The organism is Haloarcula montana (genome assembly GCF_035666295.1).
GTDB classification, from domain to species: domain Archaea; phylum Halobacteriota; class Halobacteria; order Halobacteriales; family Haloarculaceae; genus Haloarcula; species Haloarcula montana.
On the sequence record NZ_CP142029.1, the window covers coordinates 179,931 to 203,190 of the forward strand.

The window sequence follows — 23,260 nt, forward strand, 5'->3', positions numbered from 1 at the left end:
AAGTTATAACTGAGGCAGGGAGCTACTCCGAAGTACAAAGATGACGCTGGAGAATATCCCATCGGTCGAAGAACTGGCCGAAACAACAGGCCAGTCGACGGAGCAGCTCTTGAAAGACCGAGAGGCAGCGTCGGAGATGGCTTGCGGTTCGACTGACGAGTAGGGCGGTGTTTTGATGTCGGATTCCGGTTCGACAAACCCGATCGACCAATTACTGGGCCATACGTCGGGACCAGCTGAACCAGTGACGAGCAGGGACCTTACCCGGGCTCGATCGTCTGCATATATTGTTCACGGCAATTTCAATGAGCTTGCCGGTATGTGCGACGATATCTCGACGACTGGTCTGATCGAAGTCCCAGTAGATGCCGACACAACCGACGTTCAGAACGAGGTGTACCGCCGTGTACACAACTATGTCTCGTCGTTATATTCATACAACGAACAGATCCGCCAGATCCTGAATAAACGCCTCAACCGACATATCGGTAAGGGATATTTTTTGCCTGCTCGCGAGAATAAGGCCGCCCCGGCATATGTTCGTCGAGGTACATTCCTCTGGGGACTCCGGAACGACTTCCAGCACGGCGACTACTGGTGTCTCTCTGTTGAGTTCGAACGATCTGGGGAAGAAAACGACCTCTACCATCTGTACTTCCGGAAGCGAGATTTCGAGGCGACACCGAAAGGGAACTTGGATGACTCGGGCGACTATCTCGCCCATGCCCCAGACCACGATCAGACATATCCACTCCCGTATATCGGTGACTTTCACCGCAATCTCTTCACCGAGTTCGAAACTGGATTTGAAGAGTGGTGTTCTCGAAACCGTGCATGATACCCAGACTGCACTGGCGTTGGCAGTCGGTCGCTCTCACGTGAGGCAGACAGCCGGGCGAAGCGACCCGGCTCTCGGATGGAAACCGGCGTGGGGCTGGCAGCCAGGAGGAGCGGCCGAGAGCAGGGCGTGTGTCGGCGTGGGACTGACGGGCCGGGCTGGGAAGGTCGGCTGGGTGGGTGTCGCCTGCTGGCCGGCTGTCTATCTGTCGCCGGCGCCGATTGAGTGGGCATGGTCGGTATGTGGGTGGTCGGATGTCTCGGCTGGGTTGGTAGGAACGGGGCCGGAACCGCTGGCACGATGGGATCTCCTGGTACTGCTGGGTCCGTCGGCACTCCTGGGGACGGGACAATCCTCACTCGTGGTGCTGGTGGAACTGTCGGGACTACTGCTACAGTGAGGTCCTCCAGAACGACGTTGACGAGCAAGTCCGACCAGCGCATCTTGAAAGCCCCACGCCGCTGGCGGTCGCTGACCTGACCAGGGCAAGCGCCAGCGGCGTGCCCCCTTTCAAGGGGACGAAAACGCTACTCGTCGTTCTGCTCGGGGAAGGAAGAGAGTGCACAGAACCCGTCGTACCGGGAAAAATGTCAATTCTTGACGACCCGACGAAATCACGCCGTGTTCGGCGATTCCACGGATCTACCAAACGTTGTTCTCCAAATCCTGAATCTTAACATTGTTACTCGGATAGACGTGTATATGGCACACGACACACCGTCGTACGAATTCAAGGACCGTGACGTCTACATCCTCCGGGAACTCGCGAAAAACCCCAGGATATCTTCCCGAGATATCGCTGACATTCTCGAAGACGAGTACGATATTGATGTCTCCTATGTCACTGTTAACGAGTCTATCCGGAACATGCGAGAGGCGGGTGTGTACCGTGAAGCCATCCTTCCCAACGAGGAGTATTTCATATTCGAACTGTTCGAATTCAAGTTCAATCCTGAGTACTTCGCGGACACATGGCGCGAAACGATGGAGCACATCCGCGACGACGAACACACGCTCATGTACTTCCTGTCGGATGGCGAGTACCAGTGGAAGTCCATCATGCTGTTCCCGACACGCGAACACGGTGAGCGTTGGCTCCACGAGTTCTACAAGAACCACGGCAAGACGGTGCTGAACGTCCGCACAAGCGTGATGACGAACATCCTTGAGTTCGGCGCCAGTCCCGGCCTCTTCGATTATCTCGACGGCGATAAGGATTATCGGTTCTAGCGTCGTCACGCGGCACTCCGACGCCGCGCTACTCCTCAACAGGCAGCGACCCGTACTCCTCCTCGAAGCGCTCGATGAGGCGTTTCTTGTTGTACTTTCCGGTGGTCGTCTTCGGAACCTCGTCGATGAACTCGAAGTGGTCCGGTAGCCACCACTTTGGGAACTCCGTGAGCAAGTAATCGCGGAGGCCGTCGGCAGTCACGTCGTCCGCTGCGACGACGTACGCGACCGGGCGCTCTTGCCACTTGTCGTGGGGGACGCCGATGACAGTGGCTTCCTCAAGGTCGTCGTGGCCGATAATCGTGTTCTCCAGTTCGATGCTGGAGATCCACTCGCCGCCGCTCTTGATGACATCGTCGAGGCGGTCGACCACGTCGAGGTTACCGTACTCGTCGATGGTGGCGACGTCACCGCTCTGGAACCACCCGTCCTGTGTGAACGATGCCATCGTTGCGTCCGGACGCTGGTAGTACTCGCCGGCGAGCCACGGTGCCCGCGCCTGCACTTCGCCGGGCGTCTCGCCGTCGTGAGGCACCGGCTGACCGCTCTCGTCGCGGAGCCGAATCTGGACGCCCGGTGCCGGTATGCCCGCTTTCATCCGAAGGCGGTCCCGTTCCTCCTCGGGCAGTTCCTGCATTTCTGTCGTCATCAGGGTGTTCGCAAGGTGGGGCGAAGCCTCCGTCATCCCGTACCCTTGCCCGATGGGCGCGTCGTAGACTTCGTCGAACTTCCGGATGAGCGACTCCGGCGGGGAACTCCCGCCAATGAGCACGTCCTGAAGCGAGTCCAGCGCGTCTGGTCCGAGGTCGCCGGCTTCCTCGATGAGGCGGTCGACCTCCATCCAGACGGTGGGAACTGCGGCCGCGACGGTGGCTGCTTCCTCGGTTATGCAGGAGATGAGTTCGTCCGGATCGGTCCGCTGGCCCGGTAGCACGATTTTCGCGCCCGTAAAGGTCGTAGTGTACGGGAGCCCCCAGCCGTTGACGTGAAACATCGGCACCACTGGCATCACGGTGTCGGTCTCGCTGATGCCGAACACGTCGGCGTGGCTGTGCATCAGTGTGTGTAGGAACTGGCCACGATGCGTGTATTGGACGCCCTTTGGCAGACCGGTGGTACCGGACGTGTAGCAGAGCGCGCTCTCGGTGTCCTCGTCGATAGTGGGCCAATCGTAGTCGGTGTCGTAGCCGGCGATGAACGACTCGTAGTCGGTGACTGGTTCCAGCGACGTATCCGGCACGTCGTTTCGGTCGCCGAGAATGACGTACTGCTCGACGGTGTCGAGGTCGTCCGCGATGGGTTCGAGCACGTCCAAGAACTGCGGGTCGACGAACATCAGTCGGTCTTCGGCCTCCTCGATAATTTCGACGAGGTGGTGTTCCGGTAGTCGGTGGTTCACCATGTGAATACTGCGTGCGCTACAGGACGGTCCGAAGTAGAGCTCGTAGTGGCGGTAGTGGTTGACCGCCATCACGCCCGAACGGTCGCCGGGCGCCATGCCGTAGTCGTCCAGTGCATGCGCGAGCTGACTGATGCGCTCATAGGCGTCGCCGTACGTGTAGCGGTGCGTGCTACCGTCCGGGAGCGCGGTGACGATCTCCTTGTGGTCGAAGAGATCGCGGGCGCGTTCCAAGAACTTCGTTATCGTGAGGTCGTAGTCCATTGTCATGCTGTGGCACCCTGTGGCGTGAATCGATAAAACACCCTGTTCTGGTCAGTCGGGCCGTCGATGTCCACGACTTGCAGCGTGACGGGGTCGCCTATAGCGAGGTCCTCGTAGTCGACGTCGTCGATGCGGGCCGATAACTGGATGTCAACGCCGTCCAAGTCGACGACGCCCGTGACGAACGGCGTGTCCATCCCGAGTGGGCCGCTCCCCCGAACGGCGGAGAACGCGAACAACGTGCCGCTGTGGGGCAGCGAGACGTATTCGAGATAGTCACTCGTACACTCCGGACACACGACGCGCGGCGGGAAGTGGAGCTCGCCGCAGTCCTGACACTCCGTCGTAGATAGTGACCCTTCGCGGAGGCGGTCGTAGAACTCGTGAATCCTTGTGTGGTCGGCGTCCTGCAGGTCGTAGAAGTCCATCAGACGCGGCATCTCGATAGTGTCCGGGACTGAGACCGTCTTTCGTGGCGGTCCATTATCGGTGCGTGCGTCGGTGTGGTCGGTGTCGTCAGTCATTGAGGATCTCTCGCGAGTGTCATCACGCTGTGAACGCTGCCGCTACCGCTGAGGTTGTGGATGAGTCCGGTCTCCGGGCTGTCCGGCACTTGGCGGGCGGATTCGACCTTGCCGGCGAACTGCTTGTATACTTCCAGCGCCTGTGAGACGCCAGTCGCACCGAGCGGGTGACCACAGCCCAAGAGCCCGCCACGGGGGTTGACGGCGATGTCGCCGTCGAGTTCGCTGCGGCCGTCTTCGATGAACTGGCCACCCTCGCCTTTCTCCACCCAGCCGAGGTCTTCGTACTCGATGATCTCGCTGATGGAAAAGCAGTCGTGAATCTCCGCGACATCTAGTTCGGTCACTGGATCATCGATGCCGGCTTGGTCGTATGCTTCCTCTGCAGCGACGGTGGCCTGCGGCCACGCGGACATCGACGGCAAGTTGTTGATGGAGTTGCTCGCCATGCAGGACTGGCCGCTGCCCGTGACGTATGCCGCAGTATCTGTGATTTCGCGCGCCTTCTCCTCGCTGACGAGTAGCAGGCCGGCGGCACCATCCGTGATGCCGCTGCAGTCCAGCAGGCACAGCGGCGGCGCTATCTGATAGGAGTCCAGCACGTCGTCGATGCTGACTTCCTGCCGGAACTGAGCGTAGGGGTTGTTCGCGGCGTGGCGCTTGTTTTTCACACTCACCTGGGCGAGCTGCTCCCGGGTGGTGCCGTACTCGCGCATGTGGCGCTGGGCGAACATCGAGAAGAACGACGGTGCGTTCAGGCCGTTTACGCCGTCGAACTCGCGGTCGAGCACGTTTGTCATGCTCGCTTGTGTCTCTTCGACGTAGTCATCACCGAGGTTCATCTTCTCAACGCCAAGCACGAGTGCAACGTCCAACTGGCCGCAAGCAATGGCGAGCCACGCGTACCGGAGTGCCGCCTGCCCGCTTGCGCACGCCAGCTCGGTGCGCGAGATCATCTTCGTGACGTCGATACCGAGCAGTTCCGAGGCCAGCGGGGCGATATGGCTCTGGAAGGCGAACCGCTCGGGCTGCACCGCGCCGACAAACAGTCCTTCGACATCGTTGGGTGTGATACCGTCGACGTCGTCGAAGGCAGCTTTTCCAGCCTCCTGCACGAGGTCTTTCCACGTCGCCTCGCGTTGTCCCCAGTCAGCGTGACCGCCGCCAACGACTGCAGCAGTCCGCGTCATCACTCGAACTCCGGTTCGCGGTCGTCCCTAAACGCTGTCACGCCCTCGACCATATCGTCCGTCGTCGTCAGCAAGCCGAAGCCCTGACTCTCGATGTCCAACCCTGTGTCGAGGCTGGCATCCTGGCCGTCGTCGATGACGCGCTTGGCGACCTTCAGCGCGGTCCTCGGACCGTTTGCAAGGTCGTCGACGAACGTTGAGACCGTCTCCTCGAACTCGGACTCCGGGACGGCGCGATTGAGGAGTCCCCAGTCCTCGGCACGCTCGGCGGAGATCTGTTCGCCGCGGAAGACGAGTTCCTTCGCACGCCCTTCGCCGACGATGCGCATGAGTCGCTGAGTGCCGCCGCCACCCGGTATCAATCCGAGGTTGATCTCCGGCGAGCCGAACACGGAGTCCTCGGTGGCGAGGCGGAGGTCACAGGCCAGGGCGATTTCGAAACCGGCACCGAGACAAAAGCCATCGATGCGGGCAACGGTCGGGCGTTCGAACTCGTCGATAGCGCGGATAGTCTCGTCGACATCCATCAACTCGGTGGGTTCGGATGTCATGAAGCCAGTGATGTCTGCACCGGAACTGAACGCGTCCCCGTCGGCACCGGAGAACACGACGCAGGACACCTCGTCGGTGTCGGCGTTCGCGAGAGCGGCCTCGACCTCGCCAAACATCGTCTCGGAGAACGCGTTCAGCCGCTCCGGACGGTCGAACTCGATTTCAAGGACGCCGCGGTCGTCCAGCGACTTGTTGATGTATTGGGAGAGACCGTCGCCGCGGTAATTGTGGAATCCCTCACCGGCGTCGACGCCGGTCTTTCCCTCCTCGACGAGTTCAACGAGGTAGTCGTCGGGTGCGAATCGTTGGGCGCCCGTCTCCTCGTGGAGCTTCCGGAGTTTGTCGAGGACGTTGTCGAGGCCGAGTTGGTCGCCGAGTCGACAGACGCCTTCCGGGAAGCGCGCGCCTAATCTGCTTCCGAGGTCAATATCGTCTGGTGTTGCCACATCGTTTCCGACGAGGCGTGCGGCCTCATTGATCATCCGGGCCTCCACACGGAGTGTATCGAAGTTCCCGCCATCGCTCGGTTCGTAGTCGGGACCATCCGCCTCCCAGTCATAGAACCCTTGGCCGGTCTTCTTTCCGAGGTCGTCGGCCTCGACCTTCTCAGCGATAGTCGGCGGAGAATCGAGGTCGGTGTCCTCGCGGAAGTGGTACGCGATATCGATACCAGTGTAGTCCGCGAGTTCGAACGGCCCCATCGGATAGCCACGTGTGTACACCATTGCTGCGTCCGCTTGGCGGACATCGGCGCTGCCGTCCGCGAGCATCCACGCGCCCTCCTCGATGAACGGCAGCATGACGTTGTTCACGATGAACCCGTGGATATCTCGCTTGACGTCGATAGCGCGTTTCTCGAGGTCAGCAACGAACCCATGAACGGCAGCCAGCGTCTGTTCGCTGGTGTGTTGGCCGTGGACGACCTCAACGAGGTCCATCTTCACGGGCGGATTGAAGAAGTGCGCGCCGACGACCTGTTCGGGACGTTCGGTCGCAGCTCCGATTTCGGTGATACTCAGGCCGGACGTGTTCGACGCCAAGATGGCGTGGTCGGGCGCGTGTTCGTCGACTTCGGCAAACGTCTCGCGCTTCAAATCGAGATTTTCCGGGATTGCCTCAATGACCAAGTCCGCGTCGGCCACGGCGGCTTCGAGGTCCGTCTCGCCGGAGATACGGGCGCGTACGTCATCGGCTGACTCGTCGAGTTTGCCCTTCTCTTCGAGTTTGCCGAGGCTCCACTCGACCTGTTCGAGGCCTTCCTCGATGAGGTCGTATTCGATGTCTCGAAGTACCACTTCGTAGCTCGCAATGGCGGCAAGTTCAGCGATACTGTGTCCCATGCTTCCCGCACCGAGTACGGCCACATTATCTATGTCATTCCTTCTCATCGTTGAAACACGAAGTAACCATAGAACTTAAAACATTGGTTACGATGTTTGGAATTGTATCCTTTTAGCTTAACTAAAAATTCTAAATAGACAGAAGAGTTACCGAGCACGACAACTGGAACTCACCGATATGCTTGCGGGAGCATCCAAATGTACTCGTCTATGGAGCAACCCCCCAGTGTGCGTGGTAAGACCGTTGGATTCGCCCCCCGTGCCCACGAATGGCACCACATTCTGTCTGGTCGGCGCAGTAAATTCTGGCTGTCACTCGATGGGGAACTGAAGCTCGGCTGCCTGCTCGGTTTGCGGGTAGACGAGGCGCTGCTCGCCGTTCCACCACTGCGCGCTCGCGGCTGAGAGTTGGCCCTGCATAGGCATCCCGTACTGATCGAAGCCGAAGTCGCCGATGACGGTATTGAATTCCGTCGTATCAAGTGAGGACCGAACGCTTTCGGGGTCGGTGTTCTCGGCGGCAGCCAGCGCCTGCTCAGTGGTTTGCGCGAGATTGTAGCCGACGCCGACCATCACGCGCGGCGTCTCGCCGTCATTCCGGTCGGCGTACGCGTTCAGGAACTCTTCGTTGCCGTTACCGGTCATCCCGGGTGCCCAGCCCGGGCACATTGTGATGTAGTTCCCTTGTTCACCGAGCGCCGACCACCACGCCTGTGGGTCCGAGGCACGTACGAACTCGATGAAATCAGGCATGTATCCAGAGTTGTTCAGTTGGTTCATTGCGGTAATGCCGTCCGGCGGCTGCGGGCACGCGACGAGCGCTTCAACTCCTGCATTGTCGGTCCGTGAAATAAGTGTCGAGAAGTCCTCATTACCGGGGTTGTACGTTTCCCGCATCACGATGTCGTAGCCCGCGTTCGAGAGATTTCTGTCCCAAGCGTCGGCCATCTCGGCACCCCAGCCGGAGTTCTCCTCCCAGATACCGACCGTCTGTGGACGCTCGTTCTCCGGAATGAATTCGAGCATCCCTTTGGTCGCGCGCGTGACATCGCGTGTTTTCGGAAACGGCGTATACGTCCACTCTTTCTCTCCGGAGACAAGCGGCTCTTGGTAGCAGGTAGCAACTGCGAGGAACGGCACTCCTTCGTTCTCAGCGTACGCCGATCCTGCCATGACGAGTGGACTGGAGAAACTCCCCCAGATCATGTCCACCTCATTGTTGCTAGTGATTTGTTGGAGTTGCTGTTGGAGCACCGTCGGGTCGCTTTCATCGTCCCTAACGAGGATTTCGACCTCCTTGTCGACGTTGTCGCGCTCGTTGACTTTCTCCAGTCCGAGCTCGTAGCCGGTGGCCATCTCTTTGCCAACCGAGGCCAGCCGTCCGGTTTCCGGGACGGCGGCCGCGATAGTGACTGTGTCCGAGCCGCCGTCACCGTTTAACGCGATGCAGCCGGCGAGACTACTGAGACCGGTTGCGCCAGCTGCGCCGGCAACTTTTAGAAACGACCGTCGACCGTGTTCACTGTCAAATGTGCCCATACATCCTACCTATACAAACATGATGTTAAGCTTTGCTGTTGATATAGGATTGAATGTGAATCAATTCTAGATATTAGCTTTATGCTGTTTGGGTAGCGTTGCGAATTAGGATACTGATTGGATACTCCCCGAAGAAAAAACGAACCCGGTGTGCTGACGGAGTAGCTATATTGTTACTGAATGCATCGTTGATTCGTGCTCTCGGACTGATTACGACGCCAACGAATCGGTCCGGAATCAGCTCTTGCTGAAAACCCGATCGACCCGGTGAAGAAAATGCATATCTGACTTACAATTAGTTCTAATATTATTTATTACAGTTCGGAAAATATTACATCAGTGCAAATATGACCTTCATGATATATAATATCAATGAACTCAAGCGTCGGGCCTTTCTTGCTATCGCGGCCGCCACAGTTCGCGTAGGAAAATTTCCGTGAGAGCGGTCGTAATTGTCGCAAACAACCGGATGTGAAGCAGTTCGTTCGACTGTAGATTGGCGGCGGCATACAGCCAGAACTGCTGATCGTTGATGCGAATCACCGTTTCGTCGAGCGCGACCTGATTCGGGGGTTTCCCGGGTTCAGGCTGTAAATCGCCCTTCTGAACCCAATCATGGATGGCTTTTCGACTGTATTGGACACCCATACAATCGAGTAATTCGACGGTATTCGACAGCGAGAGTCCCGCAACGTGCGATGGAATACCCATCGCTCCCTCGAATGTCCGCTCGCGCTCCACAAAGCCCAAATCAATCCACTCTCTATGACTGCTGGGGCGGGCGATTTCTGCCATGAACCAGCAAGAAATTCTCCAGCCTCACTTTTGGTACTTAAATAAACACTACCGTTTACAAACACCTGCCTGCGCGAGGGGTGCAGCGACGAGATCACTGAGTCCGAACGGGTCGCCTGCGGCGACGGTGAGTATCCAGAGACCGCGACTGTCGGCCGGTACACGGCGACATGTGCGAACGGCCACCTCGATTGAGGACGTCTCCGAGTCGTTTTGAGGCCCGCTGTCGGACGACCGTCGGTTGCCCCCGGGTTGCCCGGCAGACACGCGACTCCTGCCCGCTGATCGCGACGGCGATTTTCTGTGTCCCCAGAGGGTGAGGGACACTCGATGCCAGACCTGCCAGAGTCCTGTCCAGTCGAAGAGTGCAACGCTGAAATCGTCGACAGCGAGATCGCCACGGTCGGGACGCTCGACTCGCGAGCTCGCGATCCACGAACCGAGCGGGTCGTCACCTGCGCGGAGGGCCACCAGCGGGTCGTCTAGGCCCGCTGGTCCGTTCTCGGGGGAGGTTTCGATATCGTGAGCTGGAGCATTCGCTTTCCGGAGCGTCCCAGAGGTTATCTCAGGACTCCTCAATAACAAAATATTTTACTGTTGCATATATTTGTGCAACCATAGGGAAAGTGATGTTCGAGCCCTGCAATGAAAAAGCGCTCAAGACACTCCTTGCAATCGAGTCCGGTGACTCAATCTCGGAAGTCGCTCGTAAAATCGATGAGAACCGGGAGACGATTCGCCGTGTCGTCAATTCACTCGAAGAAGGGGACTACGTGGAATATGACCAGGGGCTTTCCGTTGTCTCCCCAGCTGTCCGTGAGGCGGCACTCTCGTTTTTGGCCGCATCGGCAGCGGTGTCTCCACCGTCGATTCCAGAGGCGTACGTCCTTCCGCACTTCGCTGGTCTGGACTTCGCATACACCTCAATTGATGCCGTCTACGTCTGGACGCGTGGGGGATATCAGGTCGCTCGCGAACCTGCAGACTACCCGCTGTTCATCGCTGTTGATGAGTCTGATCTTGAGAAGTGGGAGCGGTTCTTCGATCGATTCGGAATCCCGATCGGACAGGAGCGTCAACTATCCGAGGAGGTTGATGGACCGATTCAGTACGTTTTGGAAGCTCGTGAGACAGTCAAGGCCGACTCCGTCGACGGTCATCCGGTCATCTCGATAGATGATACGCTTTCGTTCGCGCGGGATCACTACGCGACGTTCCAGCCGGCGCTCGATATGCTTGACCGGATGTACGACGATGTCGAAACTACTGCTGACTATCGAAGGGATTCTTTCTGAAGATCACGCGTATCAGACGACTATATTGGCGTTGGCAGTCGGCCGCTCTCAGGGTGGGGCAGACAGCCGGGCGAAGTGGGGCGACTCTCCGATGGAACCCAGCGTGGGGCTGGCGGGCGGGCGCAGCGGCCAAGAGCAGGGCGTGTGTCGGCGTGGGACTGACGGGCGGGGTGGACTGCTGGTTGGCTGGGTGTCGACTGCTGGCCGAGCAGCCGCCGCTGGGCGGCTATCTGCTGTCGCCGGGGCCGATTGGGTTGGTGTGGTCGGTGTAGAGGGGAATGGGTGTCGCGGCTGGAATAGTCTCGACGGGATCAGACCTGCTGACACAACTCGCTTCCGTGATACTGCTAGGTCTGGGAGTTGACGTGTTCACGAGACTGTACGCTTAAGTACGATCGGCCAGTACACGATATTACGAAGGTGAGTTTCCATGGCTGCTGATAAGGAAGACAGTGGGAGTCCGCTTGAGAAGTTCTTGAGTGGGCCGGCTCTCGATCCGGAAACTCTCGGTGAACCACCGCTTCAGGATGGCGAAGATCCGTTACTCACGCGCGACCGTGTCGAACTTGAGTCTGACGAGGAGTAGGTGTGGTGGATATCGATACGGAGTTTTCACTCGACGACAGTCTTGTTTTCCCTGACGACCTCGGGACCGCTATCGTCTTTCTGGATAAAGAGGCGTTGCTTGCTCGACTGACTGCTGACCATCGTTCCGCACGTAAACAGGCTGTAGTCGACCGATTCTTCGAAATTTCCGGCAATCGGGCTTACTACGTTACAGATGCATACGTCGTTGCGGAGGTTATCTCCGCATTCCGGTCCAACCGTGGTGCACACGAGGCACTTGATCTGTACGAAGATATCAAAGAGTCTGACCTAGTTGTCCAACACGGGTCTGACTCCTGGGAGTCGGCCAATCTGACTGCAAGTCCACGAGCGGTACTCGATGCGGCGGCAGCGTTTCTTGATCAGTATCCAAAGCACGATGTCTCGCTTCAGGAAGCGATATTGATACTGCAGGCAAAACGTGGCGATGATTATTTGTTCTCGTTTGATGGACCCATTCGAAAATTGGCCCGAGCATGCGGCCTTTCGGTTTACCCTGTCACTGAGGAAATCTACTTAGAATGACACGCATGCACGAATCAACGCCACCGCTACATCCGATGGAACGCGAACAGCTTCGGGCTGCGTTGACGCTTGTCGTGACAGTCAACTCGTCCGATGAGTTCCACGACAACGTCAACTAGAGCGGATTGTTCGCGGTATTCAAGTTTGCAAGCGACTCAGTCTCGTAGGCTCGTCGCCACAATTGGTGGACAGCCCGAGCAACCAGCGCGGGCTCAACCACCTCGATGCAGGATCTAGCGGCTGTGTGTGCTGGTGCATCCGGCGGTGGGTGGAAATGGCGCTCGGGTGAATGCGGGTTCGGATGTCTATCGAAACGCCACTGTCTGTCCGCAGAATCGCTATAGTGGAATCGGTACGCACCGGATCGAAACCAGGTGATATCGAGTCGGCATGTCTCAGCCGTCCCGATCCCAGCGCGAAACTGGAGCTGGAGTTCCTGGGGCTGTAGGACGTTGTCGAAACTGGCGTCATCAACGAGGGGCTCGTCTCGTTGAAACACGCTTCTGATCGCCCGCATGATCGGTACATCTGGTGGCCCAACGTCACCGGTCAGTTCCCCAGCTGGAATCCCAATCGACTGGTTACCACCGGGCATCAGTCTGCTGAGATATCGTCCGATGAATCGGCAAACGCTCCGCTGCCGGTGTGTTCTCCGGTCACGTCAGGATCGAAATCATACAGTGCAAGCGCAGCCTGGGCCACGTCGAGATTCTCTTCGAGCGCCCGCCAGCGGGAAATCTCGTCCCATCCATCGTCATCTGGGCCAAGCTCAAGGGCGAGATCGTCTGGATCAGTCACGCCGTAGTCGTCCTGATACGACTGGATTTGTGTTTTGAGATCCTGAATTCCATCGACCAGTTCGGCCCGAGAGAGCGTCGTATGGAGTTCTTTGATTCGTTGCATTGCCATCGATTCAGCCGAGCGTTTGAACCGCGTCCCCTGCCCGGTAGTTTCGGTGCTGGCCAGACCGCTCTCTGCAAGTGTTGTCAGGTGCTTCCGTGCGCTTGGCTCGCTCACCTGTGCTCGCTCGGCGATCTCGCCTGCGTACTGGAACGAGGTTGTCGCGACGAGCACCTCTCGGACTCGCTCGAATGGGGTCGTTTCTGTGACCCACTCCTCGACGACGGCGTCGTTTAGATCACCAGTCCAGCGTGGGTCAGAGGGCATGAGTGTCCTATCCTACGGACGATAGTGTAAAAATAGTTGTGGGGTGATAAGCTATATTTTCTCGTTGGGTATCGGCGTGCGATGTCACGCAGTTGCTATCCCGGTGAAGCTCCGGAAAAGTGCTCTCGTGCTCGCTGTTGAAACCAACTTTTGAACTTCGCATACTTTTCATGCTGATAGATGCGTGCTGCAGACGTCCGCCAAAGAACTCCATGTCGTGAAAAGTAGAGCCCAATCTCGGTGAATGCGGGCATGTGATCGAGTTCATCGTGAGCGATGTCGGCTAGCACAGCGTACCCGACGAGCTGTCGCCAATAATCCGGTTTCAGTGTGGCCTCCTTGACCGTCTTGATGTCGATGAGGGTACTTCCAAGAACGATATCCCCGTCTGCGCCACCAACCAATTTCGACGCAGACCCAAACTCGGGATTCAGCAAGACAGTTTCTGCCCCTGAAAACTCCTCTTCGGGAATGGCCTCATATAACCGTCTGAGATCGTCAATATCGCCGTCCAACGCTTGTCCAAAGTCATCTGCAACCCGTCCAGATCGATAAATCCCGTCCAACCGGGCGAGATCAAGCGTTGCACCCAACAAGTCGTCTGTCATTACCCCCGTGTCAAGATACTCGCGATGGAGACGTTGAGCATCAGCCAGTAGCGTTGCAAGGGACTTTTCTGTGGAGTCCACTGTCATTCCATCCAGTTCCGCCAACGCCAACCCCTGGTTTGCAACCCATGGTCGAGAGTCCACGCCATACATTCGCTCTAGCTTGAATCGGAGAATGTAGTCGAATGCAGTCCCGATAAGCCCGTAGTTCGTTGTTTGTGGATCGGCAACCCGCTCCGCTTTGATTTCCAGAGTAGGTTTTTCGAAAGTTTGATCGAGGAGGATACGGAGCTCACTATCGCCTTTGAGAAAACTTGTTAGACTCATTAACTTCTTTTTCAGAACTCTCGAATATATTGCTAGTGGCTGGTTCTGTTGAAACACTCAGGCACTGATAGGGTTCAGTGGGCCTGCTGAATACAGGGCGCGTATTCAGCACGATCGGATTAATCAGCGAGCCATAGAATCATCGTAAGTAGGTACCCAATCGTGTATCCGACGCCACCGGCGGCGAAAACCGTAATTTCGGCTACCAAATTCGCGAGATTTGTCACTTCGGCACCTGCCAAAATTAAGATCGTTCCGTACAGCAACACTGAATTGATATTCGCATTGATCTTCGAAACTTTCCATGTAAGCCCCAGAAGCGAGACAAGAAATGTAGCGAGCGTCCAAGTAACGATAAGCAATCGGGAAAGCGGGAGTGACAGAGAAGTAAAAATCAGGGTGCCGATAGCAGCGTACGACCCGATAATTCCGATTAGTAATAAAATCAATCGACGAGCCGCTTTCTGTTTCAGTGATGTATTTCCAGGAAACCCCCAGTCATCAGTGATATTCTTAATACGTTCAATTATTCCCAGGTTATTTGATCGGTCTGTGCTTGAAGAACCGCCAGACAGTGTCCAGTTTTCGTTTGCGTAGACGATTTTCTGATAAAGGGCAATAGCCCCAGCCCCTTCAATCATCTTTGCAGCGAAAATGAACACTGCCGTGTAAACGAAAGGATACCGAATAAAAAATGTTGGTAATTTCAATAGGTTTGTCACCGCCCAAACGTAGAGGAGTCCGATCGTCCCCCATAGAATGTAATCCTTACCAGAGATTCCCTCCGCAACGAGATGTCTTATACTTAATTTTGCAAGCCCCAGAGAAGTTACGAACAATCCTAAGAAGATGGAACTTGGCCCAATCCAGCCGGGTACGTAATCAATTATCCACTCAATTTGTATCATTGTCGTAATACTGTGAGAATTCGACGACGATCACACTGGTCAGAATACCGAGCACAAAAATCGGAGCAGATAGGACGGCGAAGTTTTGTGTAATTCCCGACGACAGGAAGGGTACGATGATTTCGGTCCCGAACAGGCGCAGTCCGAAAACACCGATCAATATTATTGGAAGCGATGGGATTCCGATAGCTACCAACAGCACGATATACGTATTCCTCATTTGCGTGGAATTCGGTCCTCTCTCCGTGAGTTGCGTTACAATTACTGTACTAGCTGTGGCGAGAGGAACGATAACATACGCTTCATACTGAATGACTGTGATAGTATTCATTAGCGTCTCCGGTGTTTCGGCAAATAGAGTGCCGTATGAGGCGACTGCAGTCGGCGCCGACGCAGATAACCCCCCAGTCGGAACAGACGGGAAAAGCATCGGTAAGAGTCGAGCAGCTACTGCCGAAAGTACGAAGATAATGACTGTCCCCATCCGTCTATCTATATCTACTGCAAATATCGCATTCGTCCCATCATCGCCAGGCTTGGTTGTGGTTCCATTGCTAGAATCAAACACAGCGCCTGAAGACGACGATATTGACTGACAGTTATGATCTTCGGGTAGTCTGTGGTCAGTACAAAATGTGCCACCACAGTCACTACATTTGTATGGCAAATCTTCATCAGCATGACAAAAATCACACTGAGTCACAAACACGATTCACTCTGTCAATGTATTAAATGTAGTCCAGACCGTTGCCGATTCAGCAATGACGTTTTATTGCTTTTTTTTATCATCGATATTTATTGAGGATAGTTGGCTCCGAGTCGCATGTGGGACCAGCTATATTTACTGTTGGTAGCAGGCGTAGGGCTGGCAGGCGGGAACAGCGGCCGAGAATAGGGCGTGTGTCGGCGTGAGACCGACGGGCGGGTGGTTGGGTGGGTGTGGCCTGCTGGCCGCGCAGCAGCCGATGGGGGGATGTCCGTCTGTCGTCGGCGCCGGTTGGGTGGGTGTGGTCGGTGTCGGGGCGGATTGGTCTCTCGACTGGGATGGCCTCGACAGGACCAGGCCTGCTGGCACGATTGGCTCTCCTGGCACTGTTGGATCCGTCAGGACTCCTGGTGACAGGACCTCCAGGACGGCGTCGACGAGCGAGTCCGACCAGCACTCCTTGAAAGCCCCACGCCGCTGGCGGTCGCTGACCCGACCACGGCAAGCGCCAGCGGTGTGCCCCTTTCAGTCCCACCCGACCGTAACAGCACCGCTCCAGCACAGCAGTAGTCGACGCGCATGTCGAGTCGCGCGCGTTTCGGAACGAGGAACCCGCTTGGCCTGCGCTCCCTCGCCTTCGTCACGCTTCCACCATACTCACCGGAATTAAATCCGGTCGAGGAGTGCTGGAGACAGCTTCAAACCGCTCTGAGCAACCGCTTTTTCGACTCACTCGACGAACTGACAACGGCGATCGACACCGCTCTCCAACAACTTTCGGTACCCGAGGTACGCAATTACTTCTAACTAGTACTATATTTTCCGGGTGCTTTGTGGACGTGCTGGAACACTCGAAAGAGGGGGTAGAATCGTGGACCCACAAGAGGGCTACTCACTCATCATCGAAGACGTCGGAGTTGTCCCGGGCAAGCTCGCTGGCTTCGATGTGGGAGTACATCTGGCTCGTGGTTGGGGGATCGGCATGTCGAAGCGTCTGCTGTGCGGCCGCTGCTCCCCGTTCACGGTAGAGTTTCTCCCCGACGCCGCGACGAGCGCCATGCAGCGTGAGGTACTCACCATCGTCGACGTCGAGATCCGGGATGTCTGCTTCTGTACTCCACCACTTCAGCAGCGATCGGACTCCGGAGGTTGTCAGTGATGGTGGTACGAGAATGGCTCGGGGCTCGTTGTTCCCGAACAATGGCTTACCGATGTTCCCGTGCTGTAGGGCCCCTTCTGTATTTTGGTCGGCCTAAAAACCAGAATGCTTTTTTTGGTTTTAGGCTAACCTAAATAGTATGGCGGGCGATCCGACTGACTATGAGGCACCGACGCGGCGTGAGTATGTGAAGTATAGCGGGGCAGTCGTTGGCGGGGGACTGCTCGCCGGTTGTACGGGTCAGTCTAATAACGAGTCGACTCCGACTGAAACGGAGGCCGACGAGTCAACCACGACAGCAACGCCTGTAGAGGGGAGCTACACGGTATCGATGGCGCCTGCTGGGGAGGTCACCTTCGATAGCGTTCCCGAAACGTGGGCGACTTACTACCCGGGCTATGCGGATATGGGCGTCGCCCTTGGGCTGAGCGATGGCCTTACCGGTGTCGGGCAGCCTGCGGAGTATTACACCGAGTTCCATAACGCTGTTCCTGGTGTCTCGGTCGATTCGGGTTCGTTGACAGCGTTGTGGGCAGATGGAATCGATAAGGAAATCTTCTACGAGCTGGACAACGATGTGCATCTCATCAGTCCAGAGAATATGAAGCAGTCGTTCGAGTGGACCGAGGACGACCTGGCCGAAATCACAGAGAACGTTGGCCCGTTTATTGGCAACCGGATCTATCGTCGGTCCGATGGATGGCATAATCACCGCTACTACACGATGTATGATGCATTCGAGAAGGTCGCCCAGATGTTCCAGAAGGAGGACCAGTATCAGACATTCAAACAATTCCACGACGAGTTCATTGCTGACATCCAATCCCAACTCCCGGCGAAAAGCGACCGACCGAGTGTCCTACTCACCTACGCGGGATCAGAGGAACCGGAGACGTTCTCACCGTATCGGCTCGACGATAAGGGGACAAACAAGAAACAGTGGCACGATCTCGGGGTTAGCGATGCACTTGCCAACACGAGTGTGAAGCAACTCAGTGCTGAAAACCGGAGTGAACTCGACTACGAGAACATGCTCACGATTGATCCGGACGTACTGCTGATCCGGGGCCATCAGGAGAAGTCTCCCGAGGAGTTCGAAGAAACAGTACTTTCCTACATGAGTGACCATCCAGTTGCCAGCGAACTCATGGCTGTCCAAAATGAGGATGTGTATCGTGGTGGCCTGCTGTGGGTGGGGCCAATTCAGAATCTCTTCCTCACTGAACAGGCCGCCAAACAGGTGTATCCTGACCAGTTCGGCGACGTAACCAGCGATCGACAGCTGTTCGACCGTGAGCGCGTCGGTGAGATCATCCGCTAGAAGCTTTTGTGATTGTCACGTGGCTCTTCCCCGTATTGGTGGAGATTCAATCAGCTCAGATTGTGGTTATCGAAATTCGTCAGCGGTGAGCGGTTCGAGATATTGAACGTTGACATATCGGAAGTCGATACGATCATTGAAGCCATATTGTGGTAGGAGCGCTTCTGCAGCCTGGCCCGCTGGTTTGTCGGTCGTCAAGAGCACAACGTTGTCGGCTTCTTCGGTGTCGAGCAACTGCGCAGCAAGCCCAACAAGCGCCGTATCTGCTTTCTCGATATTGTCCTCGTCGCGGTCAGTCTCGTTGGCAATGAACCGGCGTGTTTCGTCCATCACCGTCGACACGACTGGTTTGGTATAGTCAAGTTCTTCGGCGACGACAATCCATCCCTCCTCGAACCCATCTGGATAGGGAATATTTCCTGAATGGTACGCATCCGCTGCTGGATCACCACCGAGTTCCTCATAGACGCGTTGCGGGATACGCAATGTGCTACCGGCCTGTCGAACTGCCCGACGAAGCCGCTGGAATTTGTCCTTGTCCGGCCCACCACAGCGAACGAAAACACCGGTATCGGCGACATAGGCCGTCGTCATGCAGCTGTGTCGGCGTACTCAGTGGCAACTGGTTCCAGTGCCTGGAGGATGATCTCTGCCTCAAGCGGCGAGAGATCGAGTTCCCTGGCTGCAATGCGGTGGTTGACCGTTCCATCAACGTATTCGGAGGCGTATTCGAGAGCGACGGCAAGCCCGTCGAGGCCATGTCGTTCGATGTAGATGTCGATGTCTTCGTCCTCCTCGCGGCGAGCGACAGCTGCGATCAGTTCCGGTGTGATAGTCTGGGTTTCCCCGTTCGTCGAGAGTGTAAGTGCGATGGGCTCAGCGTCGTATTCGTATGGGCGTTGATCACGGGTTTTCTCGACCAAGCCAGCAGTTTCGAGGTTCTGGACATAGTCGTAGGCAGTTCCTTGTGGGATATCGAGCTCGTCGATGATCTTTGACACAGTGACTGGGCCCTGTTGTATAACATGAGCGTACAACCTAGCAAGTGCTGGCGTTTCAAGAAGGTCAGCGACAGTCTGAAGCTGCTGTATCGGTGGTCGCCCTGACCTGGGTGGTGATTGCGCCATCTTAGTTTTGGATTATCCACAATTCGTAATAAGGGTTCCGACGACCACGCAAAACTTGAACTGGACCTTTCATTCGAATCGTACAGCCCCTCATTGATTCAACCTAGGAATACGGTGTCCTGAGCCGGTTGCTGCTATCGTAGCTCCTAGAAGCGGTGGCTCTCCTCTAATCCTTAGCACATCAGTGCGTGGTGGGTAGAGATTGCCAGAAACTGCTCACACCCCTACAGACAGTCAGTCACAGAAACAGACTCCACCCTCTCGAATCTGATCTACCACGAATTGATGGACAGCAGTGGCGAGTCCGGTCATTGCTCTTGCTTGTTCTTTGGTTGGCCGACCGCCGCCGTAGTAACTTTCTGTCCGGTTTTCGCTATAGAGGTCTTTCATTTCCTCTGCAGTCTGTTTCTCGAAGAGCCCAACTTGATGGGCGCGCTGGTAACTGAACAGGTGGATCTGAATATACTTCCATTATTGAATGGCAGTTCAATTAATATATTCGCGGATTCTCAGGATATAAGATCAAATAGCGGGACAATATTGCACCTCTTCCTTATATTTATAAAGCATTCTCAAATAAGTAATATACAGCACTTAGTTATATATTTTGTCCACATAATTAACGATTCTGAGTCCAAATTTGGTCCGATTGCGTCTAACAATCTCAAAGTACTGGGTATATGAACGTGTTCAACGTATATAGCACAAGGTGACAAGAGTATCTACATCTGCTTGGTTTAACGCTGGTGGCGACTTGTTTATTCTGTCGGTGACCACATCTGAGCAATCAACTTCGACGGTTGGAAATGTGAGTGAACGTTTGGTTCCACATAACGGTCGTACACGCGTTATTGTATGGATGGATTAGATCTTATTTAATTGTTAGAATACCATTCTCTCAAGTGGTACAGGTAAAATCCCGATCTACCGCTTCCACCCAACCGGTCTGTGGACATTGGAGAGACAACGCCCTCATTTTTGTCCGATGTGAGCGGACGGTCTGCTCATACAGGTCTCAACGAACTCAGCGCTCACAAGCCCTCAAATCACTGAAATCCAACGCTTGAGTTGATATCTGCTTGTTCTACGAAAATTCGACTGAATAAATCCTATTCGTCGTCCACTACTGTCGGACAGGTTTTTATTCCTGGCTTGCGAAGGTATCCCATGGAAAATGGAACCAAACCCGTTGGAACGTTGGTGACGGCGTTCGATATCATCGATGAGTTAAAAGAATCGGGAGGGATGAGCGTCTCCGAGCTTGCGACCCAGTTGGACAAGCCCCGGAGCACGGTACACAGCCACCTGGCGACTCTCGAGAATCTCTCGTATCTCACCAGCGACGAAGGTGAGTACCGTCTCGGTCTCCGCTTTCTCGGTGTCGGGGAGAACGCGAGAAAGCGGATGAGAATCTACGAGGTCGTCTCACCGGAGGTTGAACGACTTGCCGAGGACACGGGAGAACTCGCTACGGCGGTCGTCGAGGAGCACGGAATGGGGGTCTTCCTGTGCCGGAACAGGGGGGAAGACGCCGTCAACTTGGACAGCCACGACGGCTACAGGGTTCATCTCCACACCACCGCGGTCGGGAAGGCAATCCTCGCACACTTGGATGAGGAGCGGATCGAAGGCATCCTCGACGAACACGGCCTCGTCCAGAACACGGAGAACACAGTTACCGACCGTGAGGAACTATTCGAGGAACTTGCGACGATTCGCGAAGAGGGCGTCGCCTTCGACAGGGAGGAACGTCTCCGGGGGCTCAACTGTGTCGCGGCACCGATCCTTAGAAACGACGGAACAGTTATTGGCTCGATCAGCCTCGCGGGACCGACGAGCCGGTTCCGTGGTGACCTGTTCGAGACCGAATACCCGGAATTGGTCAAAAGCGCTGCCAACATCGTCGAACTCGATATCGAGTACAAGTAAGACGCGACTGGTCGCTTCCGTACAGAAGAGCGAAACCGAGCGGACGTTACTCCTGAGTAAAGGCAACGCAGCGACTCACCGAGGATTCACCCCCACGGAACCGCCATGGGAACGTTCCGATCTGACACCGCTGGCCCAGTAACTCGTCGGGAACAATGGCGTTTTCGACGTGAACGATTCCTTCAGGGAACAGTTCGGTATGCATCAACTGGTAGTTCTCCGGGGGGAACACCTCGTCCAGATCGTCCACCCCGAGGTGGTCACGAGCTTGGGCGGCTAATTCGGGACGGACATCGCGTATCACCGTGTTCATCGGGTGGTCGGCGCTGCCACAGTCGAGGATCAGATATTCGAGGTCCATCTCGCGGACCCACTCGGCGAACTCCAAGTTTGGGCCGGGATGTTTGCAGAAGAACTTGTGTGGGTCGGCGTTTTCCCGATGCCACGCGTACTGCTGGTAGCCTGTGTGGATGAACAGGATATCTCCTTCCCGGACGTCCGCGGCGTTCGCAACCATCTCGCTGGTGTACACGTCGTAATCACCGACCTGGTCGGAGATGTCTGCCACGACAGCGTCGCCGACGAGTTCGTCGAGGGGCATCGATTCGATGTCGCGGCCGTTACCGACGAAATGTTTCTCGCCGTCGAGATGGGTCCCTGTGTGGTTCATGAACTCGATTTTCTGGCCGTTGACCGTCTCGGTGTCCAGGCTCTTGTCGTACCACACTTTCGGGTTGTCGTAAGTCGGCCAGGCCGGCGTGTCCGCACACCACGGCTGGGTCAGATCGTGCATCTCGTAGTCGTCGAGCATCGCGTGAATCGTTGTCGTCCGTCATATAAATCAATGCCTCTCGACCGAACACTTGCCACGCGACTCATGATTTATTACGCTCAAGCGAGGGGCATCAGTATGGCAGCAGTTATCGATGCCTTCGGGCATATCATGCCACAGTCCGTGTACCACGAGTTACGAACGGCGCATCCCACGGATGCGATCGAAGCGCACGATGAGGCGTACTTCTACGACATCGACCAGCGACTCGCCGATCTAGACGAGTACAACATCGACAAGCAGGTGTTGACGCTTGCTTCGCCGCCGTCCTGGCTCGGTATCGACCCCCAAGAGGCATTGCCCATCGTCAAACATGCGAACAACGAGATCCGGCGTATCGCAGACGAGCATCCGGATCGGTTCGTGCCGGTTGCGACGCTCCCTTTCCTCACAGGCGAGTATCTCGACGAACTTGATCGGTGTATCGACGACTTGGGGATGGCAGGCGTCCAGATATTTTCGAATATCGACGGGAGACCGCTTGACGACGAGGCTTTCCTTCCGTTCTTTGAAGCGGCAGATAGCAAGGGTATTCCATTGTGGATGCACCCGCAACTTGCTGACTACGGCGTCACGGGCGACTCACTGTTCTACGACAAGGTATTTGGTTGGCTTCTCGATACCAGCGTCGCCCTCTCGCGACTGGTGTTCAGTGGCGTGATGGAAAAATGTCCAGACCTGAACCTTATCGCCCATCATATGTGTGCGATGGTTCCTCACTTCGCGGCACGCATAGAGACGTTCTACCAAGCACGAGAGTTCTACCCGCATGCGGACTGGGCAGATCTCTCGCAGCCCGTCGAGGAGTATTTCAAACGATTTTATGGAGACACTGTGCTCAACGGGTCCGTAGCTGCGCTCGAGACTGGCTACGACTTCTTCGGCGCTGACCATCTTCTGTACGGATCGGACTACCCCTACGGCCCTGACCACGGTCGCAAGTGGCTTGGCGATACCGAGAGCGTCCGCCAGATGGACCTAACAGATGATGAACTGGAAGGCATCCTCGGCGGTAACATGGAACGGCTCATCTCCGCGTAGCGTTTGCCCAACCTGTCTCCCGTCCTAGGTTCAGACAC

At 56.2% G+C, this 23,260-nt stretch carries 23 protein-coding genes and 4 pseudogenes; 11 read left to right on the forward strand and 16 right to left on the reverse strand.

All coding sequences use genetic code 11. The features are described from left to right. Positions 1–40: 40 nt before the first annotated feature. The 3 genes from VJ109_RS18350 to VJ109_RS18360 all read left to right on the forward strand — a co-directional run bounded on the left by VJ109_RS18350 (position 41) and on the right by VJ109_RS18360 (position 2,068). On the forward strand, positions 41–163 hold the full coding sequence (locus tag VJ109_RS18350) for a hypothetical protein (protein WP_284011697.1): 123 nt from the start codon (positions 41–43) through the stop codon (positions 161–163). A gap of 156 nt (positions 164–319) precedes the next feature. Further along, entirely contained in the window at positions 320–838 is a 519-nt protein-coding gene (locus VJ109_RS18355) for a hypothetical protein (protein ID WP_324761214.1), read from the forward strand. 702 nt (positions 839–1,540) lie between these two features. After that, the gene (locus VJ109_RS18360) at positions 1,541–2,068 is read left to right on the forward strand and encodes a winged helix-turn-helix domain-containing protein (protein ID WP_324761215.1); all 528 of its coding nucleotides are present in this window, start codon (positions 1,541–1,543) and stop codon (positions 2,066–2,068) included. 28 nt (positions 2,069–2,096) lie between these two features. Here VJ109_RS18360 and VJ109_RS18365 read toward each other — a convergent pair whose 3' ends face one another. The 6 genes and pseudogenes from VJ109_RS18365 to VJ109_RS18390 form a co-directional block, all read right to left on the reverse strand. Next, positions 2,097–3,731: a long-chain fatty acid--CoA ligase gene (locus VJ109_RS18365; RefSeq protein ID WP_324761246.1), complete on the reverse strand. Its 1,635-nt coding sequence runs from the start codon at positions 3,729–3,731 to the stop codon at positions 2,097–2,099. Positions 3,732–3,733: 2 nt separating this feature from the next. Beyond that, entirely contained in the window at positions 3,734–4,255 is a 522-nt protein-coding gene (locus VJ109_RS18370) for a Zn-ribbon domain-containing OB-fold protein (RefSeq protein ID WP_324761216.1), read from the reverse strand. Then, positions 4,252–5,445 (reverse strand): thiolase C-terminal domain-containing protein, encoded by a 1,194-nt coding sequence (locus VJ109_RS18375; RefSeq protein WP_324761217.1) that lies wholly within the window; start codon positions 5,443–5,445, stop codon positions 4,252–4,254. The genes VJ109_RS18370 and VJ109_RS18375 overlap by 4 nt, the downstream gene beginning before the upstream one ends. Continuing rightward, positions 5,445–7,385, reverse strand: coding sequence for a 3-hydroxyacyl-CoA dehydrogenase/enoyl-CoA hydratase family protein (locus VJ109_RS18380; RefSeq protein ID WP_324761218.1), 1,941 nt, complete (start codon positions 7,383–7,385; stop codon positions 5,445–5,447). Before VJ109_RS18380 ends, VJ109_RS18375 begins: the two co-directional genes overlap by 1 nt. Before the next feature lie 264 nt (positions 7,386–7,649). After that, complete coding sequence (locus VJ109_RS18385; RefSeq protein ID WP_324761219.1) at positions 7,650–8,876, reverse strand: substrate-binding domain-containing protein; 1,227 nt, start codon at positions 8,874–8,876, stop codon at positions 7,650–7,652. A gap of 414 nt (positions 8,877–9,290) precedes the next feature. After that, positions 9,291–9,671, reverse strand: a pseudogene (locus tag VJ109_RS18390) (transposase domain-containing protein); the annotation flags it as partial. A gap of 330 nt (positions 9,672–10,001) precedes the next feature. Here VJ109_RS18390 and VJ109_RS18395 point away from each other — a divergent pair. The 4 genes and pseudogenes from VJ109_RS18395 to VJ109_RS19665 form a co-directional block, all read left to right on the forward strand. Beyond that, positions 10,002–10,157, forward strand: a complete 156-nt coding sequence (locus tag VJ109_RS18395; protein WP_324761220.1) for a hypothetical protein — start codon at positions 10,002–10,004, stop codon at positions 10,155–10,157. 143 nt (positions 10,158–10,300) lie between these two features. Beyond that, positions 10,301–10,966 (forward strand): RNA polymerase subunit sigma-70, encoded by a 666-nt coding sequence (locus VJ109_RS18400; RefSeq protein ID WP_324761221.1) that lies wholly within the window; start codon positions 10,301–10,303, stop codon positions 10,964–10,966. Positions 10,967–11,557: 591 nt separating this feature from the next. Next, on the forward strand, positions 11,558–12,097 hold the full coding sequence (locus VJ109_RS18405) for a hypothetical protein (protein ID WP_324761223.1): 540 nt from the start codon (positions 11,558–11,560) through the stop codon (positions 12,095–12,097). Between the two features lie 35 nt (positions 12,098–12,132). Beyond that, a pseudogene (locus tag VJ109_RS19665) lies at positions 12,133–12,210 on the forward strand (HVO_A0114 family putative DNA-binding protein); the annotation flags it as partial. 2 nt (positions 12,211–12,212) lie between these two features. Here the strand turns inward: VJ109_RS19665 and VJ109_RS18410 are convergent. The 5 genes from VJ109_RS18410 to VJ109_RS18430 all read right to left on the reverse strand — a co-directional run bounded on the left by VJ109_RS18410 (position 12,213) and on the right by VJ109_RS18430 (position 15,816). Then, on the reverse strand, positions 12,213–12,692 hold the full coding sequence (locus tag VJ109_RS18410; RefSeq protein ID WP_324761224.1) for a toxin-antitoxin system TumE family protein: 480 nt from the start codon (positions 12,690–12,692) through the stop codon (positions 12,213–12,215). Further along, positions 12,692–13,264, reverse strand: a complete 573-nt coding sequence (locus VJ109_RS18415; RefSeq protein ID WP_324761225.1) for a winged helix-turn-helix domain-containing protein — start codon at positions 13,262–13,264, stop codon at positions 12,692–12,694. The genes VJ109_RS18410 and VJ109_RS18415 overlap by 1 nt, the downstream gene beginning before the upstream one ends. A 95-nt stretch (positions 13,265–13,359) precedes the next feature. Then, a complete protein-coding gene (locus VJ109_RS18420; RefSeq protein ID WP_324761226.1) occupies positions 13,360–14,199 on the reverse strand; it encodes a hypothetical protein in 840 nt (279 codons plus the stop codon). Positions 14,200–14,318: 119 nt separating this feature from the next. Continuing rightward, entirely contained in the window at positions 14,319–15,107 is a 789-nt protein-coding gene (locus VJ109_RS18425; RefSeq protein WP_324761227.1) for a hypothetical protein, read from the reverse strand. Further along, positions 15,094–15,816, reverse strand: coding sequence for an AN1-type zinc finger protein (locus VJ109_RS18430; RefSeq protein ID WP_324761229.1), 723 nt, complete (start codon positions 15,814–15,816; stop codon positions 15,094–15,096). The genes VJ109_RS18425 and VJ109_RS18430 overlap by 14 nt, the downstream gene beginning before the upstream one ends. Before the next feature lie 627 nt (positions 15,817–16,443). On the opposite strand from VJ109_RS18430, the pseudogene VJ109_RS18435 reads away from it, so the two are divergent. Next, positions 16,444–16,620: pseudogene (locus VJ109_RS18435) on the forward strand (transposase); the annotation flags it as partial. 85 nt (positions 16,621–16,705) lie between these two features. Here VJ109_RS18435 and VJ109_RS18440 read toward each other — a convergent pair. Continuing rightward, positions 16,706–16,978: pseudogene (locus VJ109_RS18440) on the reverse strand (site-specific integrase); the annotation flags it as partial. 133 nt (positions 16,979–17,111) lie between these two features. Here VJ109_RS18440 and VJ109_RS18445 point away from each other — a divergent pair. Further along, the gene (locus VJ109_RS18445; RefSeq protein WP_324761230.1) at positions 17,112–18,293 is read left to right on the forward strand and encodes an ABC transporter substrate-binding protein; all 1,182 of its coding nucleotides are present in this window, start codon (positions 17,112–17,114) and stop codon (positions 18,291–18,293) included. Positions 18,294–18,359: 66 nt separating this feature from the next. Here the strand turns inward: VJ109_RS18445 and VJ109_RS18450 are convergent, their stop codons facing one another. The 3 genes from VJ109_RS18450 to VJ109_RS19670 form a co-directional block, all read right to left on the reverse strand. Beyond that, positions 18,360–18,887: a PIN domain-containing protein gene (locus tag VJ109_RS18450; protein WP_324761231.1), complete on the reverse strand. Its 528-nt coding sequence runs from the start codon at positions 18,885–18,887 to the stop codon at positions 18,360–18,362. Then, positions 18,884–19,420 (reverse strand): DUF7437 domain-containing protein, encoded by a 537-nt coding sequence (locus VJ109_RS18455; RefSeq protein ID WP_324761232.1) that lies wholly within the window; start codon positions 19,418–19,420, stop codon positions 18,884–18,886. Before VJ109_RS18455 ends, VJ109_RS18450 begins: the two co-directional genes overlap by 4 nt. 234 nt (positions 19,421–19,654) lie before the next feature. Beyond that, entirely contained in the window at positions 19,655–19,882 is a 228-nt protein-coding gene (locus tag VJ109_RS19670; RefSeq protein WP_491745824.1) for a DUF8154 family protein, read from the reverse strand. Positions 19,883–20,587: 705 nt separating this feature from the next. On the opposite strand from VJ109_RS19670, the gene VJ109_RS18460 reads away from it, so the two are divergent. Beyond that, positions 20,588–21,349, forward strand: a complete 762-nt coding sequence (locus VJ109_RS18460) for an IclR family transcriptional regulator (RefSeq protein ID WP_324761233.1) — start codon at positions 20,588–20,590, stop codon at positions 21,347–21,349. 46 nt (positions 21,350–21,395) lie between these two features. Here VJ109_RS18460 and VJ109_RS18465 read toward each other — a convergent pair whose 3' ends face one another. Continuing rightward, positions 21,396–22,160, reverse strand: a complete 765-nt coding sequence (locus tag VJ109_RS18465) for a cyclase family protein (RefSeq protein ID WP_324761234.1) — start codon at positions 22,158–22,160, stop codon at positions 21,396–21,398. A 99-nt stretch (positions 22,161–22,259) separates the two neighbouring features. Between VJ109_RS18465 and VJ109_RS18470 the strand changes: the two genes are divergently transcribed. After that, positions 22,260–23,222: an amidohydrolase family protein gene (locus VJ109_RS18470; RefSeq protein ID WP_324761235.1), complete on the forward strand. Its 963-nt coding sequence runs from the start codon at positions 22,260–22,262 to the stop codon at positions 23,220–23,222. The last annotated feature ends 38 nt before the right edge of the window (positions 23,223–23,260 follow it).